The following is a 19,139-nucleotide window of genomic DNA, read 5'->3' as shown; positions in this document are numbered from 1 at the left end:
GGGTAACTCGTTTATGTCCAAAAGTTTGTTAGTGATGATTAATTTTTAATAATAAGTATTTTAAAACAGTAGCCATTGCCAAAAATTATCTCAGCGTCTTAATACATTATTTTGGTTAAGTGAATGAGATTGCTTTAGAAAGCTCTATTGGATAAACAGAGCTTTATAAACGTTTAAAAGTTAAATATTGATGATGGTTTAAAAACTAGCTTTAGGGTTATTTACAGCTGAAGCTTTCAGCACTGTCGATATCACCGCTGCCATCGTAGGTAGAAACTTGTGGGAAAGGACAAAGAGGGTGTGAGCGATCTTTAGCCCAGTTTTCAGGTAATTCACTATTAGCTTCACGCACATTAGCTATTATAGATTCTGGCGCAGTTCCAGTTTCAACCCAAGCAACAATATCATCAAGAATTGTATTTACTTGGTCTGTAGAAGGGCCACTCCCACAATGGTTCATACCAGGGATCAAAAACAACTTAGCAAATTCTTCAGCATTACCAGCATTCGCCTCATCAACAGATTTATACCAATCAATGGTTTGGTTAACAGAAAAGACAGGATCTGAAGTTCCATGAAGTACAATCATTTTTGCCCCGCGATCGCGAAGCGTATCATATTTTGTTTCGTCACCAGTTGACATAAATGACATAGACGACTCAGGAAATTCGCTCGTTGTTGCATGAATAAGTTCGTTGGCGTCATCCATGTCCAGTGCAACAGAATAATTATATGCTTCGATTAATCCTGCATCACCAAAAGTGTTATAGTCTTCAAACTCCACTGGTGGAGTAGAGAATACTGTCGCTACAGTGCCTGCATCACGACTAAAGGCATTTGTCATTTCCCAACTTGCCCAACCACTTGCACCGATACCGGTATCGTAAGGGAAGTTAATATAAATAGCTTCGCCTGCTGAAGTTTGTGGTCCTGCCATAATGTTACTTAACGCTAACTTTTGCGCTGCAGTCAAGCAGGTTCCATCTCGCTCTGATGAGCATAACGGCACATCACGTTCGATATCAAACGCTTCCTGGCAACCCATTAAATCACCAATAATACCGTCAGTCGCACCATCTAATGCATCACATTTTGCTGCAACACTAGATGCCAACAAGCTATATTCTTCCGCAGTTACAGTGCTTGTTACAGCTGTTGTAATTTCTGCTGCTGTCGTAAGCGGTGTATCAGCGTCGATTAAAGTTTCAAGCTGTTGCACACCATAGAGTTGAGATACTGCAGCTTTTGGCAGATTATGACCAGGGTTTCCCACCAAGAAGCCGTCGTACATTTCAGGGTAACGAGTGGCGGCAACCATTGTGTGACGACCACCGTTTGAACAACCTGCAAAGTATGAACGGTCAGGCTCTTTGCCATAGGCCTCTGAAATCAATGATTTTGCCATTGGCGTTAACTTTTCAACAGCTTCATAGCCGTAGTTAATGCGAGCTTGATTATCTAAGCCAAAATATTGCTCACCATAACCCTCATGCCCAGCATCTGAACTGATAACAGCAAAACCTTTATTTAACGCACTAGCGTCATAGGCATCTGTAACCAAAAACCGACCAACAGCTTTGTTCACACGACCGTCTAAACCACCATTTGCTTGATATAAAAAGCGACCATTCCAGTCGACTGGCAAACGTACTTCAAAACTGATTGCGTATTCTTGATTTTCGCTGCCTTTAAGTCCTTTACCTAAACGTTCTTCCATTTTGCCAGTAAGGATACAATGAGCTGGTGCTTTGAAAATTTGTCCGCGGCCATCATAATCAATGTCACCTGCTTCAACTAATTCGGCAGAATTAATAACGGTATCCGTAAACGAAAACTTGTCTACAAGTTCGCTGCAATCTAACAGCTCCGCTGGTTTCGCTTCTCCAAGTATGGGTAAACTTGTCGTATCGTTATCACTACTATTACAACCGCTGATAGAAAGTGACACCGCAATTGAAAGCGCAATAGTGCTTAGTTTCTTATTCATGAGAAACTCCTATTATTAGATTAAAAAAAAGGGCCGAAGGGAGACGGCCCTTTGCTATGGGGATATATGATGATGAAATTGGGGTTTAGATTTCGAACTTGTAGTAGACGTAAAAACGTGTGTCCGTGAGGTCATCGCCAGTCGCATAATTAACAATGGCGTGACGAGCACGCAGGCTCAAACCTTCCACATATTCGTTCATATCGTAACGTACAGATATGTCAGTTTCGTCGATGTCTTTGCTTGCTTCACCATCGACTTCGTAGCTAGCATAATTTAAGTATGCGCTTACTCCTTTGAGTGCAGAACTCGGTGCAAAGCGATACGCTAGTTGAGCAGCGTATGCATCTTCATTTGCTCTAGCTGACTGAACAACTTGTTGAATGATGACCTTCTCGTCACCAAAAGGAGCCACGATGTCGCCTTCACCCGTTGTGACATACTTTACAGTTGCATCAAAACCATTCCATTTCATCCCAAGATGAAAACCAGCTTGATATGTATCAAACTCTGCTTCTGTACTATTAAGGCTACCTTGTGAGTCTTGTTTTAAATAAGAAGGTTTGAAATACCAATTCGTCGCGCCTAAGTCACCACTCATATTGAGTTTAAAATAGGTTTGGTTATACACATCTTCCATGGTGTAGTGCCAAATGCTTGCTTTAGTTTTAACCTGTTCAAATGGCAAGGTATAGTCAAAGCCCAAAGCTAGCATTGGGTTATCTTCTACATCTACGACAACTCCCTTACGGGCAAATTCGCTTTTTACACCGTCTGCTACACTACCAAATTCTTCAGCAGTCCAGCCCATATAATCTGTTATATACAGTGCTGTAATTGCTAAGTTATCGATTGAGGTGTTTTTAACACTTGCGCCACGGTAAGTGAAAGGAATCGCTCTCAAAGGAAAGGGGTTCATCATTGGAGTCCGTAACTCTTGAGCACCAACTGTAATTTTAGTGTCGTACCAATTACCGCTGACAAAATACTCTTGTAAACGATTAACCGATTCTCTTTCGTTTGCACTACCAGGAGCGCCACCACCAACTAAACCGTAAATAGCGTCATCGGTGTCCCAAATAGGGTTCGCTGAGGCAAATGAGCCGCCGAAGCTAACACCATTAGTTTCACCTGATCGCAAGTAAAAAAGCCCGCCAAATGAAGTGTCACGTCTGTCGGCGCTTTCACCATCGAAGTCTCTCTGGAAATCAAACAGTTGTAGCTGGCCTTTAAAGGTCGCGTCATTAAATAGGTTAGCAATAGGCTCAGCTGAATGAGCAGGACTAGCCACTAAACATGCTGCGACTAATGGAAGTAATTTTGTGTTCATTTTTATCATCCTTGTATAACTTTGATTATTTTTGACTCAATGAGATAAAACATTTCGTCGATTGATTACGGGGTCACAAAATCAAAACGTTGATGACAACCAACACAATAGTTTTCCGACTCTTTGTGTTGGTGATGACAGTAATTACAATTGGTTTCAGTATCGAAATGGCGATTATTATGTGGGTTTGTTGGTTCAAAGTCAGCTGTTGTTTCTGCCAAATCAGCAGTGTCATGACATGCTAAACATTGAGTTATACGGACTTCTTCTTTTTTGTTTTTAGCGTGACAGTCATTGCATTCAAGACCTGCGTCTTTATGAATAACTTCTAACAACGGGGCATCATTAGCCATTGCGTTACTTGCAAATATGCTCAATACAAGAGAAAACATCATGTTGTGGATTGTTAATTTTTTCATTTTTTAGTTCCGTTTTTCTATTTGGTAGACTGCCTAAAATCAGGCATCCACTTTGTTGTTCGTTAATGCACTAAAGCTTTGCCACATACTTACCGGCTAAATAACCAAATGTGTAACAACGACCTAGAGACAAACCGAAAACGGTAAGTGGGTAATCAACACCGCCGTAAAAACCGCCAGCCATGTTGCCAATGACAAATAGGCCGCCAATCTTATTGCCATCAGCATCAAGTGCTTGATGGTTCTTATCGACTAGCATTCCTGAACAAAGGGTTGAAACGCGCATGCGTCGGTGAATACCGTAAAAAGGAGGCTTAAGAACTGGCACCATTTTTGACGAAGGCTTACCAAAGTCGTCATCCATTCCTGTTTCGCACAGTTCGTTATAACGCTTAACATTGGCAACGAATGTCTTAGGATCGCATTCAAGTTTTACTGCTAGCTCTTCTAGTGTGTTAGCTGAGTAAGTATTAGTTAATGATGCATAAACACCTTTTTTCTCAGCAGGGTCTTCTGGCATGTACTTTTTCATTTGCTCAGGCGAGTAAAGCTTTCCTGGCCAATCTGCAGCTTGTTCCATGTAGTTAGAGTCAAATACCTGAGAGTAATGCCCCGCATTTTCTGCATCACGTAAATAGTTGTTCATCAATGACATTGCGACAGTTTCATTGACAAAACGATTTCCTTTACGGTTAACTGCAAGGAAAGGCATATCACACATTGACGCCGGACCAGCATCAAAATCATGCAACATTTTAGTGTGACCAATAGGTTCGATAACACCGCCAGCCCAGTAAACCATGGAGAAACCATCGCCATTACGGTCCATTTGCTTACGTTCAAAGTTCTTTAAATCTGGGATAAAGAAGTCGCACATGGCTTTATTGTTTTGGTAATCACCTGCTGAAAGAATGACGCCTTTTTTAGCCATGAACTTGTGGTAAGAACCATCGCGGTTTTGTGCAATTACACCAATGACTTTGCCAGAAGCATCTTGAATAAGTTGGTTAGCAGGCGTGTTAAAGAAGAACTCAACACCAGCTTTTTCTGCTGTTTTAGCAAGATCGCGCATACCATCACCAGTGGTATATGGTTTAGGTCCAAAATATGATGTGATGAAGTTAAGCTTATGCTCAGTAACACCATGAATTCCATGCTGTGGACCAGTACCTTGATCAACAACTTGTGCACCACCTTTTTTAGCTCGATCGATTACCCATGAAACCGCTTCGCCAGAATTGTAAGCCCACTCTCTTAAAAGGTCTGGGCTACAACGATGCGCGCTGTCACTCATAAGACGAGCTACCATTGCTTCGACAGCAGCTTTGTCACAATTAGGTAAATCTAGGCCTGAACCAGTGTTACCTTGGGAGACCACAATAGCTTGCTTTTGTAGTACAGCAACTTTAGCGCCATTTTCTGCAGCAGATAATGCAGCAGGTACGCCTGAAGCACCGGCACCGACAACCACGACATCAAAAGTTTGTGTAGAAGATATTTGACTGTCTTTGATCGGTTTTGGTTTTGGCATGAAGTCTAAAGTTGCGCCACCATCTGAGCTTTTAGCAACATATTCCATATTATTTGCCGTAGCAGCTTGCGCTCCGACACCTGTTAACCCTGTAAATGCAACAGCCCCTGTCCCCATTGCTGCGCGTGACAGAAAGCTTCGGCGTGAAATACCATTGTGCAATACATGGCTTGTATATTGATCCATGACTTTGCTTTCTGGTGTTTTGTTCTTACTCATTTTCATACTCCTTCCACCCTGCGATTACCTGTGGTTATCATCATTAACAACACATTAAATGCGCTTATAACCGCATTGGATTTTTGTTTACCAGCTTAAGAATTTAGGGCTTTGCGGTAGCTTGATATTGTTCAAACTTCATCTCCCTTCTAAAATATCAAATATATGACATTTGATTGGTGAAATGTATGACATTTAATTTTGTAAGTACACTTTGTTGATATGAAGTTGTAAAAAGGGTCACAGATTCAGCTGTTTTCAGTGTGAGCTCACTAAAATAAAGTTTTAGCAACAAAAACTGTCTAGTTAATGTTGTTTTTTTATACTTATCTCGCTAGGAAGTAGCAATTATTTAACATCTTGGTCAGAGAGATATGTTATCGATGGCTCTCCTCAATAAATATGGATGTGATATTATTGAGTTTGAATAATTTTTAAGGGTTTATCTTGAGCAACTTCACTCCAATCAAGCAAGTAAAGGCCTCTGATGAGGTTTTCAATCAATTAAAAGCAGCTATTTTCGATAGTCAGTACCTTGCTGGTGACAAGTTACCTTCAGAGCGTGAACTGATCGAAACATTTAGCGTTAGTCGCACGGTAGTAAGAGAATCAATTAAGGCTCTAGAGGCTCATGGATTAGTTGAAATAAAACAGGGGGCAACCGGTGGCGCTTTTGTAAAGCAAATGACCTTCGAGCGCCTAACTACCGCAACAAAAGATTTGTTTTTTCTAAATCAAATGTCGTTCAAAGAAATTTGTGAAGCAAGACTTGAAATAGAGCCTATGGTTGCTCGGTTAGCAGCAGAAAAATGCACAGATGAATTTAAAGATTTACTTTTAGAGGCTTGTGCTAGAGAAAATGATTCACTGGAGTATCCTGAAACGGTTTCTTTGAGGAGCCAAGTTCATTACATACTTGCAGATATGTGTGGAAATCGTTTTTTGACAGCAATAGATAAATCTTTAATTCAATTAGTCGCAAAAATTGCACATAGAATTAAACCTGATACAGATGAAATTCATCCTGCTGGCCTGCATGACGATTTAGTTCAAGCAGTGATCAATCAAGATGCTGTTGAAGCTGAGAAATTAATGCATCAACATTTGAAAGAATTCTTGGATATATTACAAAAAATTGAAGCTGATTACAGAGAGCAGCATAGTTAGTATATTTTTTAAATTGAGGTTTGATTATCACTTACTATATATGTAATTAATTGAAATCTAAAATTAAGTTCAACACATAAAATATTACAAGTGATTTTTATTCTGGACATTATAAGCTTATGAATCTTTCCCAAATAGATTTAAACCTACTTTTCGTATTAAAGCATTTACTAGAAGAGAAGCACGTTTCAAATACGGCGATGTCATTAAACATGAATCAATCGTCAGTTAGTCGTACACTCCAAAAAATGAGAATGCTGTTTGATGATGAGTTATTGGTTCGTAAGAAATATGGCTATGAATTAACGCCAAAAGCCGAATCAATTAAGGATGATATCAATACTATTACTATCAATCTTGAAAAACTTATTCATAAGCAATCTTTTGATCCTAAAACAGTAAGTAACACAGTAAAAATTTATGGTTTACTTCCACAAATCAATACTAAGCTAGGCTTTCGTGAGCCGATTCTTCACAGCTTAGTTAAGGATGGCCGTCATGAATGTTTGAGATACTTTTTCTAATCAACATCAGTCAACTTAGACTGAATACTCTAAGCGGTTTTTGTCCAAAAGTGAGTTTGGAAGTGATCAAACTTTACAATCAAAAAGTCACGTTCTTGCTCATATAAATTATCAAGCGGTTACCTTATCACCGCTCATGAAAGCGCGAGTTTTTTCAATCTTTATTATGGTCGCACAGTAATAGCCAAACGAATTAACCTACCGGTGGTTATTCCAGAAAGACTCAAGTAGCCTGAGGCTACTTGAGGGAATTGAATGCTAATGGGTAACAATGAATCTGAGATCTAAATCGATTCATTGCCCTATCGATATAAAACTATATTAAGCCTGAATTTCAGCAGCCACGACAGAAATTTCAACCAGTAGGGCATCACGGGCCATTTTAGCGGCAACGCAAGCGCGTGCTGGCGCATAACCTTCAATCACCCATGCATCCCAAACCGCATTCATTTCAGCAAAATAAGACATATCTTTGACGTAAATGGTCGCAGATAACATATGTTTTTTATCGCTGCCAGCTTGCAGCAATAATGCCTCCACTTTATCCAACATGGTTTGGGTTTGTTCGGTGATGTCTTTAGTGGCATCTTGGCAAACTTGGCCGCATAAATAGATGGTGCCGTTATGTTTCACAATGCGGCTCATACGGGTTTTAGTTTCTATTCTTTCAATGCTCATTGTTATAAATACCTTGATATGTAATCTATTAATTCAGTCGATATTGATAATGACTTCAATAAAGTCATTATCAATGAACTCGAGGCTAAATAACAACTGAGAAAAACTCACTAATTAACCATTAATACTTCAATGGTGTGAGCAATCTAGCGAAACAGAGGCCATTAATTGACAATTGATTTACCAAAAAACTACACTTATTTCAATTGCATCAAAAAAGGCTAAATAAATTGCATATCAATGATTTGGAATTATTCATTGCCGTAGCAAAGCTTGGCAGCTTTTCAAAAGCAGCAGAATCTTTAGATACAAGGCGCGCATTAGTCAGTCGCAGAATTGCTGATCTTGAAAAACACCTTGGCGCACCACTGTTTGTTAGAACGACCCGAGCGATGTCACTCACCCCAAACGGCGAACAATTTTTAGAGCAAGTTGAACCCTTAGTTGATCAGTTGCGAAATGCTGCTCACATAATGCGAAATAAACAAGCCGAGGTACAAGGCCGAGTCAGAATTGGGCTGATCCCTTTTACTGACAGATTACTGGATAAATATATTGCTGAGTTCGTCGTCCAGTATCCTCAAGTTCAGTTAGACATCTTTATGATCAATGGCGGTTATAAAGAGTTAACTCGATTGGGTTTAGATTTTGTGCTCGATACAGGAGCATTAAATGACAGTAGTTTTATCGCTAAAAAACTGGGTTCATTAAAATTAAAGCTATTTGCTTCACCATTATATTTAGAAAAATCCGCAAAAATTACCCATGTGGATGATCTTCTACAGCATTCATTTATTGGCACTCGGTCAATTAATGGCATGGTTGATACACAATTAAAAATGGGCAATCAAACCATTGATGTTAAGTATAATATTGTCACAAATGAATTTAACTCTTTATACAGCTTTTGCTTGGCTGGCGCAGGGATCGCAATGCTGCCATATAGCATTGCTAACGATGCGATTTCATCGGGGAAACTAGTCAGTATTTTACCAGAAATTGAATCGACTCCTATTGATACGTTTTTAGTTTATCCAAGCAGAAAACACATGACCACGGCAGCGAAACTCTTCGCCAATACCATTATTGATATGGCTGCAACGCTTATCGAAACGGAGTCTGATTATTATGCTAATGGCATAAAAAAGACATAACGCTTATTGCGTTATGCCTTTTTTATTAATTCTGAGATATCAGTCCTGAGCGATAAAGACTAAGAACCGAAAAGCAGTAAAGCCGTTAACAACTAATGCTAACCATTAGAATGTATAATCTAGGGTTAAGTACACTTGCTGACTATTATCAATTGAAACGCCATTTTTATCGTAATCTTGCTCTAAATAGCGATAACCCAAGTCAGATGAAAAATGTTCATTCCACTGATAAGTCACACCAGCTTGCCCACCCCAAGTAAAATCAGCAGAGGCTTTACCCGCCACTTTATTGTCATTACCACCCGCAGTTACACCCATAAATAACTGGGTATTATTAGCCACTGGTATCATGTAGTCATAAGACACTAACCAAGAGTATTGTTCATGCTTGTAATCTTGATCGCCAATTGAAAACTTATCATCCATGTAGCTAAAAGTGCCTGTCACACGGTGATGTTCATTAATTAATACACCCGCTCGAACCTGGATAGGCAAACCATCAGTATCTTTGTTTACATCACCTTTAATAGTATCAGTTTGATAACCTGTTCCTGCGCCAATAAAATATTCAATATCGGCTGCTTGAGCATTCGTTAACATCATAGAAGAGCACAGTGTAGCCATTAATATCGTTTTCATTTTCATCAAATTCACCTCATCAAACACAGTAATAAAATAGGTTCTAGATATCGTTTTCAATCCAGATGCCATCACTTTACGTGGCACTAAAACAATTGAGAAGATGACAAAAAGGAGAATCTTAGTCCCTTTTTAAGAGACAATCACAGAATGTTACTCATGTTGCCATATTGATGCTAACAGGTGGTAAAACAATTAAATTTAAGATAAAACCTATTAAATATAGATAAATAATGAAAAATAAACATGCAACAGTTCAATTATTGATTCATTAAGCAGCCAATACTCTAATGCTTAATTGTCTCATTTTATGAACAAGTCAAACTACTGATATACCGCTACCTAAATAATAAATATCTGAATAGAATCGCCTCAACAATTATGAGGTATTCCATGAAAATTAATAAATTCGCTAAATTGACTCAAATCGCACTTGTTGTTGCACTTGCAAGCGGCTGCAGTAATGAAGCAAAGATTGAAACTAAGCCAATACAACCTGTTTCAGTTATCACTTTAGGTGAAAGCAATATTAGCCACGACTTACGATTCTCTGGCGTGCTAGAAGCACAAGAAAAAGCACGCCTCGCTTTTCGCGTGACTGGTACTCTCATCGAAATTAATGTAGCGCAGGGTGAGCGTGTCAATAAAGGACAAGTTATCGCAAGACTTGATCCACATGACTATCAAGTCAGAGTAGCTGAATTAGAAGGCCGCTTAACTGAAGCTAACGCCAGTTATGACCAAGCTAAAAATGAATTCGACCGAACCCAAATTGCCATTAATGGTAATGCTATGTCAGATATTAGCTTAGATCGCGCTAAAACAGGCATGACTCGCGCTAAAGCTGCCGTAACAGTTGTCGAGCAAAATCTAGAGCAAGCAAAAGATGCATTAGCTTATACCGAGTTAGTCGCGCCATTCAGCGGTATTATCGGCCAGCGTTCATTTGATAATTTTGAACAGGTTTCTCCGGGCATCTCGTTTGTGACATTGCATCAACCAGAAAAGCTTCAGGCGATTGTCGATATCCCTGAAACCATGCTTCAAGCATTTTCACAAGGTCAGGCAGCACTTGTTTTCACCGATAGTGCAGGCAATCTAGATAAGCAAGCAGCCATTAAAGGGACAGTGACTGAAATTGCCACTATTCCAGATCGCATTAAACGTACTTTTTCCGCAACAATTGCCCTTGATGAAAAGCAAGCAAACTTATACCCGGGCAAAGTCGTGAATGTTCGTATTGCCGATCAAACCATCGATCCAAATAGCATATGTTTACCTGCAGGAGCCTTAGTCAGCAGTCAAAACACTCCTCAAATAACCAAGATTGTTGATAACATCGCAAAGCGCGTTGATGTAGAAGTGATTAAGCAAGGTCGTAACGATATTTGTGTCACTGGTGACATCGCTAAAAATGATGTGGTTGTTGTCGCTGGTGGCGCATTTATTTATGACGGTAAGGCTGTTGAGAAAACCCTTCCAATGGGAGGCGTATTATGAACTTTGCCGAATTTGCCATAAAACAGCGCGTTTTTGTGTGCTTTTTTACGGTACTTTGCGTTATCGCAGGGATTTATTCTTACTTTGACTTAGGTAAATTAGAAGATCCTTCTTTTACCATTAAGACAGCTGTAGTCGTCACCATGTATCCAGGCGCATCTGCTGCTGAAGTCGAGAATTTAGTCACCGATAAAATTGAAACCAAGCTACAAGAAATGAGCTCGTTAAAAACATTACGTTCATTATCTCGTCCGGGTGTTTCGATGATTTTTGTCGATCTTAAAGACATTGTGGCTTCTGAAACATTACCACAAGAGTGGGATTTGCTCAGACGTAAAGTCGACGACGTTAAATTAATGCTGCCTTTAGAAGCACAGATTAACATCGTTCAAGATGAATTCTCTGAAGTCTATGGAATGCTATTTGCTATCAATAGTGAAGATGCTTCAGTACAACAACTTAAAGATTATTCAAAAGAGTTGCAGCGCCGCCTAAAAGAAGTTGATGGTATTAAAAAGATTGAATTACATGGTGTACGAGACCGTGTCGTCAACGTTGATATCAGTGATGAACGCATTGCTGAATCAGGCTTATCTGCTGCTCAAGTCTACAACCAATTGTCAAGCCAAAACTTACCCATTGATGCGGGTAGTTTTGACATGGGTATTGAACAAATACGCGTTGCGCAAACTGGCAGTTTCACTGATATTGAAGACTTAAAAAACCTCACTATTAAGTCAGGCGTAGGCTCACTATCAAGTGGACTCATACGCTTAGGTGATGTGGCAGATATTTATTACGATTATAAAACGCCTTCACTAACAGAAAGTCGTTTTAATGGTATTCCTGCTATTACCTTAGCAGTAAGCCCAGTTAACGGTATTAACGTGGTGTCTTTAGGCGATAGCCTTAAAGAAGTCATCGCTCAGTACCAATCAGAATTACCGCTCGGTGTGGACATTAGCACCATTGCCTTTCAACCTGATGAAGTCCATAAATCCATTACAGGTTTTATCAGCAACTTACTAGAAAGTATTGCCATCGTTGTCATTATCCTGATGATTTTCATGGGCTGGCGCAGCGCATCGATTGTCGGTGCAAGCTTATTAATGACGATTCTATTTACTCTCATTTACATGAACCTGGTTGGCGTAGACTTGCAACGGGTATCAGTCGGTTCATTCATTCTTGCTTTAGGTATGCTTGTGGATAACGCCATTGTTATCACCGACATGTTTAGCAGTAAATTGAAAGCAGGCAAAGAACGCTTTATCGCCGCTAAAGAATGTATTAATGAAACGTCAATGCCACTATTAGCCGCGACTGTGATTGCAATCATGGGGGCGACTCCGGTTGTATTCTCGACCACTGATGCTGCAGAGTTTGCGTTGTCAGTAGTGCAAATTCTTGCCAGTTCATTATTGCTGTCATGGGTTGTTGCCATGACGATTACACCATTGATGTGCTGGGCATTCATTAAAGCACCTGTTGAAACTGAAGAGAAAAAAGAAACGACAGCAGCTAAAAAGTTTAAAGCGGCTATCACCTGGACCGTTGCCAACCCTAAGTACACTATTGCGATTATCATTCCAGCGTTAATCATCACGTTAGTGGCTACGCCAATGGTTAAAGTGAACTTTATTCCGACATCGGATCGCGCCATGGTCTTTGTGGATTATTGGCTACCAAACGGCAGTCGTATTCAAGATGTTTCTGAAGACATGAAACAAATTGAGCAATGGTTATTAGCCCGCCCTGAAGTCGATAGTATTTCGACTTCTATCGGTGCGAGTGCGCCGCGATTTTCTGTCACTGTTGAGCCAGAACCGCTTGATGGCAGTTACGGTCAAATCCTGATCAATACCCATTCATTTGAAGATATTGAAACCTTAGTAGAAGAAGGTGACATTTGGTTATCAGAAACCTTTCCGCAAGCTCAGCCACGTTTTCGTGACTTAAAGCTGGCGACCTCTGATAAGTTTAGTATCGAAGCGCGTTTTTCAGGTAAAGATCCTTTAGTGCTTAAGCAGTTATCTGATCAAGCACAAATTATTCTCGACCAGCATCCACATACCCGTTATGTCCGTGATGATTGGCGTCAAGAAAGTAAGGTCATTCACCCAATCATTAACCAAGAGCAAGCCCGCCTTGCAGGAATCAACCGCACTGATATCGCGTTAGCAATCAAGCGTGCCAGTGACGGACTTCCTATTGGTCACATACGAGAATATGACACGTTAGTGCCTATTATGTTGAAGTCATCAAATGCGAGCTTAGATGATTTAGGCGACGTTCCAGTGAGATCGCTTCTAGGTCTTCATAGTGTGCCTCTATCTCATGTTGTAGATGGTTTTGAAGTTCGCGGTGAGCAAAGCATGCTTTGGCGTCGAGATCGTGTACCGACGATTACCGTTCAAGCGGGTGTATTTGGTGACACTATCGGTAATGTTCGCAATGAAGTAGCAACACAAATTGAAGCCATTGCACTGCCAGCCGGTTACAACATGGAATGGGGTGGAGAGTATGCTGATGAGCGTGAAGCGATTGATGACATTATGCTTCAAACACCTAAAGCCTTCTTAATTATGGTGATTATCCTAGTACTGTTGTTTAACGCGTTCAAACAACCAGCCATTATTTTGATCACCTTACCACTGGCCTTTATCGGCGTATGTTGGAGCTTAATCCTATTTGATAAGCCATTTGGTTTCATGGCGTTAGTGGGTGCCATTGCCCTATCAGGCATGATCATTAAAAACGGTATTGTACTGCTCGATCAAATCGAACTTGAGCGCAAAAATGGTGCCGCGCTAGATGATGCCATCATTAACTCGACACTCAACAGAACCATGGCGATTTCGATGGGCGCGCTGACGACTGCTTTAGGTATGGTGCCATTATTGAAAGATTTATTATTCGACCAAATGGCTGCAACCATTATTGGTGGCCTAGCCGTGGCCACAGTATTATCGCTCTTCATTATGCCAGCCTTATATAAATTGCTTTTCAAGCGCCAAGCACAACAGGAGTTAACTCATGAAAATGCGTAATATCTCATTAGTCATCGCCTTATTACTGGGCGGTTGTAGCATGACACCCGATTACAATGCGCCTGAATCTGTGGGATTAGATCAAGTGTATTTACATGCAGAAAATGCTGATAAAGCCGTCATTGAAAATGATTTGTGGTGGCAGAGCTTTAACGACCCACAACTTGATAGCTTGATTGCAGAACAAAACATTAGCATTCAAATTGCGGCGCAGCGGATTCAATCGGCGCAATCTTATGAAACCATGGTGTCGTCACTTAAGATCCCAACCGTCAGTCTTGGCGCAGGTGCATTTGATTATCGTTTATCTGAAAACGACTCATTGGCAGGCCCTGCCATTGGCGCTGAAATGATCGGCAAAGATCATAATGGCCTGATGGCTGGCGCTAATGTCAGCTGGGAAGTTGACTTGTTTGGTCGCCTTGATGCACTGAGTGATGCAGCAAGTATTCGCGTCCAACAAGCTGAAATACTCTCTCAAGGTGTAAACACCTTGATTACGGCTGATGTGGTACACAATTACTTGCAGTATCGTGGTGCTCAAGCGCGTTTAGCCATTGCTAAACGTAATATAAATGAGCAACAGCAAACATTAGAAATGGTGCAAAGCTTGGTTAACAGTGGCTTTGGTTCAGAGCTAGACTTAGCCAGTGCTCGTGCAGCATTAGCTAGCGTAACAGCAAGCCAAACATTATTTGAAACAGCTGAAAAGGTGCATTTATATCGAATGGCCACATTATTGGGTCAGCATCCTCGTGACATAATCAGTCATTTTGAAGCGGCGCCACTACCTACAGTAACAGGTCGAATCCCAACAGGGATGCCATCTGACATCCTTAAACGTCGCACAGATATAGCCTTAGCTGAACGAGAAATGGCGGCGATTAATGCAGAACTTGGTGCCAGTATTGCCAATCAGTACCCACAGTTTTACCTCACAGCAAGTCCAGGGGTGGTAGCAGAAAGCGCCGATGACTTATTCAGTTCTGACTCTGTAGGCTGGGCAGCAGGTTTTGGCGCAAAGTGGACCATATTTGATGGTGGCCGTAGCAGTGCAATGGTGGATATGCAGCAGTCGCGCTTCAAACAAGCCAGCCTTCGATATGAACATGCAGTGAATGCCGCGTTCAATGAGGTCGAAACCACGCTAATGAGTTACGGCAACAGCTTGCGTTTTTATCAGCAACTCAACATCGCAGCCGCTCAAACGGAAACGGCTGTTGAAAAAGCCAATAACTTATATAAAGCAGGCTTGATTGATTACATCCAAGTGCTTGATGCACAAAGACAAGCTAACACGATGCAAGATGCAGTGGTGGTTGCACAGCTCAATATTGCCAGCAATGTCATTATGGTGAATAAAGCACTCGGCGGCGATTGGAACGTGGCAAAACTAGAGTCAGTGACGTCAGATAAGGACAAAGACAAAGATAAGGAGTCTAGCCAAGTTAACTCAAGCGCTGATTGATTTTAGTCTGGGCAAGAAAAAATCCCCTAATGCATCATCTTAATGTGATGCTCAGGGGATTTTAACGCGCTCAAACCGTCTTTTGGGGTCATGCGCCAAACGATTCATTTCATTCTTAACTAATCACTGTTAGTTAATCGACTTAGCTAATCAACTTAGTTAATCGACTTGGTTAATCAACTTAGTCGATCATGCTTTAATCAATAGAAAGAGACTGCTCCTCAGCTTCCATATCATATGACCACATTTGATAAACAGGATCTGAACCATCATAAAACCACACCACAGCGACTAAGTTTTGTTGATGGTTTGCCACCAATAGTGCTTCAGATAAACTGCCTTCATCTAATGCACCACGTAATAAACACGATTCAAAGTTCACCGTAACCTCAGCACCATTTTGCTCAAATTGGTCACACAATGAGAAGTAACCTCGCTGGGTTGAATTAAGCGCCACATCAATCGCTAGCGTGAATGCCGCTTGTAAGTCAAAGTCTGCATCCACAACTAAGTCATCAATCGAAGTTGCTGGAGGCGTTGGCTCCGTTGGCGGTGTTTCAGGATCTGGGTCAACTGGCGTCTCAGGTGTTGTCGGGGTGGTAGGCGTCGTTGGTGTAGTCGGCGTCGTTGTCGTAGTCGTTGGTGTTGACGCTACAGGTTCTGGAGAACTATCGTCTCCCCCACCACCGCCACAAGCGGTTAATTGCGTCAGTAACATTGCCATTGCAACGCTAGTGCTTTTAATACCGAAACCTTGATTTTTCAGGTTTTTAGCTTGTTGAGTTAATGTTTTCATCGTATTCACCTTAAATTCCGTTTACTGCTTAATTGAGTTAAATTGATTTGCTGCAATAGCGTCATTAGTCTTTGAAAATTAACGAGTCAGATGCATTTAAATACCAATATGGCTTGGTTTCACCTGACTCATCTGCTGCAAACTCAATAAACTCAATATAAGCACTATCAACACGTTGGTTTTCTGCAGGATGCTGCCATGTATCTGGTACTTCTATTGCCCAGCTCATGCCATTTTCATCTTGGAAATAATGCCCTTGCGAAGCGGCAGAAGCATCGTCGTGCATGCCTAAAAAGCGCGTATCGAATAAGTCTGTTGGAGCTTTGTTTTTTAGATGAATTTCTAATTTACGACCCGGGTTTTGACCATCAGTAATATTTTTAGCCGCTAAACTATGGTCAGTTCCTGGGGTTGCAAAAATAAATGGGTCATAGGGAAACTCTGGCATATCATCAACATGAACAGAGTCAACAAAGGGTACGGTCATCTGCCAAGTTGCGCGGTACTGGGTGCCGCAACCTGGTTCGGTTCTAAAGTATAAACAGTCATTACCGGGTGTGGCGTGTTGCCATAAATCTTCACTGAATAACAACACTGCGTTAGTTTGGCCTGCTTCTAACGGCGAGGTGGTTTGTTTAACCCCTTGCATACTCCAGTCAATCGCAGACTCTTGCACATTACCGCGGCCAATATCAGGTAACTGCACCGCAAAACCATTGTGGTAGGCTGCACCCATTGCCACTAGCTGTGCATCAAACGCCACTCGGCGAACCATATCATTTTTACTAAACTGGCTAATACGTAGCTGCATGACCACATCGTTCATATCAAAATCGCCTTGATATGGGTATAAATCCTCATAAGCTAACGTGGTGTATTCAGAAGACGATGGGTAGTAGCTGATAGTGATACCGGTTTCGGTAACAGTAATTGGATAATCCTCTACCTCACCATCGCTCACACCACCTGTTGGCAGAATGTCCGCCACCGAACTGAGACGGAAGCGAGCCCATGTATCACCTGTTGTAGCCCAGTTTGGAACATCTATTGATAACGTAGTGGTACCCGCATTGACTGAACGCGCTGCAATAACTTTTTCATCAGTATCGAATTCGCCATTTTGGTTCCAATCAATCCAGCCATTTAAAAAGGCAGCATCGCCTTGGGTGGTGACAATCAACATGGCACTTTCACCAATCTCAAACCCTGTAGGCATGCTGATACCGTCATCATCATCAATGCCATCACTTTCATCATCAGAAAGTGGCGCTGGGTACCCATCGGATTCGTTGTCCACTAAGCTACCTAACGACATGCCGGCAACAATACCGTGGCGAGCACCATTTGAGTCAATCAAGGTGCCGTAGCTGTCAGGTGCGTCACCAAAGTCGACACTGTCACCCACCGGGACTTCAGCGAGCGCACAACGAGCACCATCATTAGAGGTTGATGACGGACCATAAGAGAAGAGTTCAGCTGCGGGGTTGTCACTATCAACGTTGACTTTATACACGTTACCGTCGCCATTGTTACTTAAATAAAGGTTACCGTCAGGGTCAAAAAATTGTGCACCAAAAGTAAAGCTACCACTGCTTTTAGTAATAACCGTTGCAATGGTTTCTGCTGCACCTGTGCTTGGGTCAATTTTGATTAATTTACCTGTACTCCCGTTAGTCACCGCATATAAAAAGCCGTTACTTGGGTGAAAGGCAAAATCGGTAATGGTGTATGTGGCGTTGGCTTTACTACCTGGGACAATGTTCATTGGGTTATCGTTACCATCAAGCGGGACAGTAAATAAGCCTTTATTTTTACGGTACCCGTACCATACGTTTTCGTTAATGGCGACGTCACCAACATAGAAATTTCCAGCTGCAGCAGCTGAACTGTCTTTTACGATAGTTAGTGGTTCAACTTGATAATCCTCACCCACTTTACCCACAGTGCCATGTTCATAATCCCAGCCATATAGATAATTATCTAGATAACTGAAACCCACACCATTAAGTGACTTAGTAAGCCCCATATCAGGTGACAATACGGTGTAACTACCTGTGCCTAATTCAACCCCGAAGGTTTTTGGCACACCCGATGGTGTTTGCACAATAAAGGCTTCAGTTGGACACGCTTCAAAAGCTTCGGCAGCATAGGTATTGGCACTAAACAATGCCATGCTAGTACCAATAGCAATGCTACTGAAGCTTAAAATTTTGATCATCTTAGCGTTCAAAGCATTGGCGTTTACGGTTTGTTGTGTCGGTATTTTCATATTGCATCTCGCTATTCATTATCAGGATGTAACTTGATAATGCACAGTGAGTGCCAACCTTAATTACCTAACAAATACAGAAGCTTAGTTGGTTTCTGGAATTATTTATTGTTTTATAAATGCATTCTGCAACGCATTCTGAATGTGAGAGTTTGTGATTTTTAAGGTTGAGAATGGTTTGAATTAGTTCGATATGTATTGTTCCAAACTTTGTTTGGATTAAAGTCGAGATTAAAGTCGTGGCGCTTCGCCCACACCAGACTAAAAGGGAGTGAACTGCGACTCCCTCTTAGAACACCCCGCAGCTCCGGCGAAATTTAAACAGCAAAATTTCCAACGGAGAATTATCCAGCTTTAGCCTTTGTTTGTAGCCTGCTTCGATAAGCTGCAAAAATCACTAACGCTTAC

Annotated in this window: 14 protein-coding genes; 6 read left to right on the top strand and 8 right to left on the bottom strand. The window is 41.3% G+C overall.

Annotation, left to right across the window (positions count from 1 at the left end; genetic code table 11):
• Nucleotides 1–217: 217 nt before the first annotated feature.
• The 4 genes from BCU84_RS02105 to BCU84_RS02090 form a co-directional block, all read right to left on the bottom strand.
• Entirely contained in the window at nucleotides 218–1,987 is a 1,770-nt protein-coding gene (locus tag BCU84_RS02105; protein WP_102526444.1) for a tannase/feruloyl esterase family alpha/beta hydrolase, read from the bottom strand.
• An 85-nt stretch (nucleotides 1,988–2,072) separates the two neighbouring features.
• The gene (locus BCU84_RS02100; RefSeq protein WP_198589512.1) at nucleotides 2,073–3,317 is read right to left on the bottom strand and encodes an OprD family outer membrane porin; all 1,245 of its coding nucleotides are present in this window, start codon (nucleotides 3,315–3,317) and stop codon (nucleotides 2,073–2,075) included.
• Nucleotides 3,318–3,382: 65 nt separating this feature from the next.
• On the bottom strand, nucleotides 3,383–3,736 hold the full coding sequence (locus BCU84_RS02095) for a cytochrome c3 family protein (RefSeq protein WP_102526443.1): 354 nt from the start codon (nucleotides 3,734–3,736) through the stop codon (nucleotides 3,383–3,385).
• 70 nt (nucleotides 3,737–3,806) lie between these two features.
• Complete coding sequence (locus tag BCU84_RS02090) at nucleotides 3,807–5,486, bottom strand: FAD-binding protein (RefSeq protein WP_102526442.1); 1,680 nt, start codon at nucleotides 5,484–5,486, stop codon at nucleotides 3,807–3,809.
• Between the two features lie 447 nt (nucleotides 5,487–5,933).
• Between BCU84_RS02090 and BCU84_RS02085 the strand changes: the two genes are divergently transcribed.
• A complete protein-coding gene (locus BCU84_RS02085; protein WP_102526441.1) occupies nucleotides 5,934–6,653 on the top strand; it encodes a FadR/GntR family transcriptional regulator in 720 nt (239 codons plus the stop codon).
• A gap of 119 nt (nucleotides 6,654–6,772) precedes the next feature.
• Nucleotides 6,773–7,177, top strand: coding sequence for a LysR family transcriptional regulator (locus BCU84_RS02080; protein ID WP_198589511.1), 405 nt, complete (start codon nucleotides 6,773–6,775; stop codon nucleotides 7,175–7,177).
• 321 nt (nucleotides 7,178–7,498) lie between these two features.
• Here the strand turns inward: BCU84_RS02080 and BCU84_RS02075 are convergent, their stop codons facing one another.
• Entirely contained in the window at nucleotides 7,499–7,855 is a 357-nt protein-coding gene (locus tag BCU84_RS02075) for a RidA family protein (RefSeq protein ID WP_102526440.1), read from the bottom strand.
• Between the two features lie 230 nt (nucleotides 7,856–8,085).
• On the opposite strand from BCU84_RS02075, the gene BCU84_RS02070 reads away from it, so the two are divergent.
• Entirely contained in the window at nucleotides 8,086–9,009 is a 924-nt protein-coding gene (locus BCU84_RS02070; protein ID WP_198589510.1) for a LysR family transcriptional regulator, read from the top strand.
• Nucleotides 9,010–9,114: 105 nt separating this feature from the next.
• On the opposite strand, the gene BCU84_RS02065 is transcribed toward BCU84_RS02070, so the two are convergent.
• Complete coding sequence (locus BCU84_RS02065; RefSeq protein WP_102526438.1) at nucleotides 9,115–9,654, bottom strand: porin family protein; 540 nt, start codon at nucleotides 9,652–9,654, stop codon at nucleotides 9,115–9,117.
• 387 nt (nucleotides 9,655–10,041) lie between these two features.
• On the opposite strand from BCU84_RS02065, the gene BCU84_RS02060 reads away from it, so the two are divergent.
• Genes BCU84_RS02060 through BCU84_RS02050 form a run of 3 tightly spaced genes read left to right on the top strand, consistent with a single transcriptional unit; the run spans nucleotide 10,042 to nucleotide 15,666 of the window.
• Nucleotides 10,042–11,148 (top strand): efflux RND transporter periplasmic adaptor subunit, encoded by a 1,107-nt coding sequence (locus BCU84_RS02060; RefSeq protein ID WP_157936181.1) that lies wholly within the window; start codon nucleotides 10,042–10,044, stop codon nucleotides 11,146–11,148.
• Nucleotides 11,145–14,198, top strand: coding sequence for an efflux RND transporter permease subunit (locus BCU84_RS02055; RefSeq protein ID WP_102526436.1), 3,054 nt, complete (start codon nucleotides 11,145–11,147; stop codon nucleotides 14,196–14,198). Before BCU84_RS02060 ends, BCU84_RS02055 begins: the two co-directional genes overlap by 4 nt.
• Nucleotides 14,185–15,666 (top strand): efflux transporter outer membrane subunit, encoded by a 1,482-nt coding sequence (locus BCU84_RS02050; protein WP_241906339.1) that lies wholly within the window; start codon nucleotides 14,185–14,187, stop codon nucleotides 15,664–15,666. Before BCU84_RS02055 ends, BCU84_RS02050 begins: the two co-directional genes overlap by 14 nt.
• 196 nt (nucleotides 15,667–15,862) lie before the next feature.
• Here the strand turns inward: BCU84_RS02050 and BCU84_RS02045 are convergent, their stop codons facing one another.
• Entirely contained in the window at nucleotides 15,863–16,462 is a 600-nt protein-coding gene (locus BCU84_RS02045; protein ID WP_241906338.1) for a hypothetical protein, read from the bottom strand.
• A 64-nt stretch (nucleotides 16,463–16,526) separates the two neighbouring features.
• Nucleotides 16,527–18,731: an LruC domain-containing protein gene (locus BCU84_RS02040; protein ID WP_241906337.1), complete on the bottom strand. Its 2,205-nt coding sequence runs from the start codon at nucleotides 18,729–18,731 to the stop codon at nucleotides 16,527–16,529.
• Nucleotides 18,732–19,139: the final 408 nt, after the last annotated feature.

Source organism: Shewanella sp. 10N.286.51.B7 (assembly GCF_002873615.1).
Lineage (GTDB): Bacteria > Pseudomonadota > Gammaproteobacteria > Enterobacterales > Shewanellaceae > Shewanella > Shewanella electrodiphila.
Note: the sequence above shows the minus strand (reverse complement) of the source record. Positions and strands in the feature narration are given on the sequence as shown.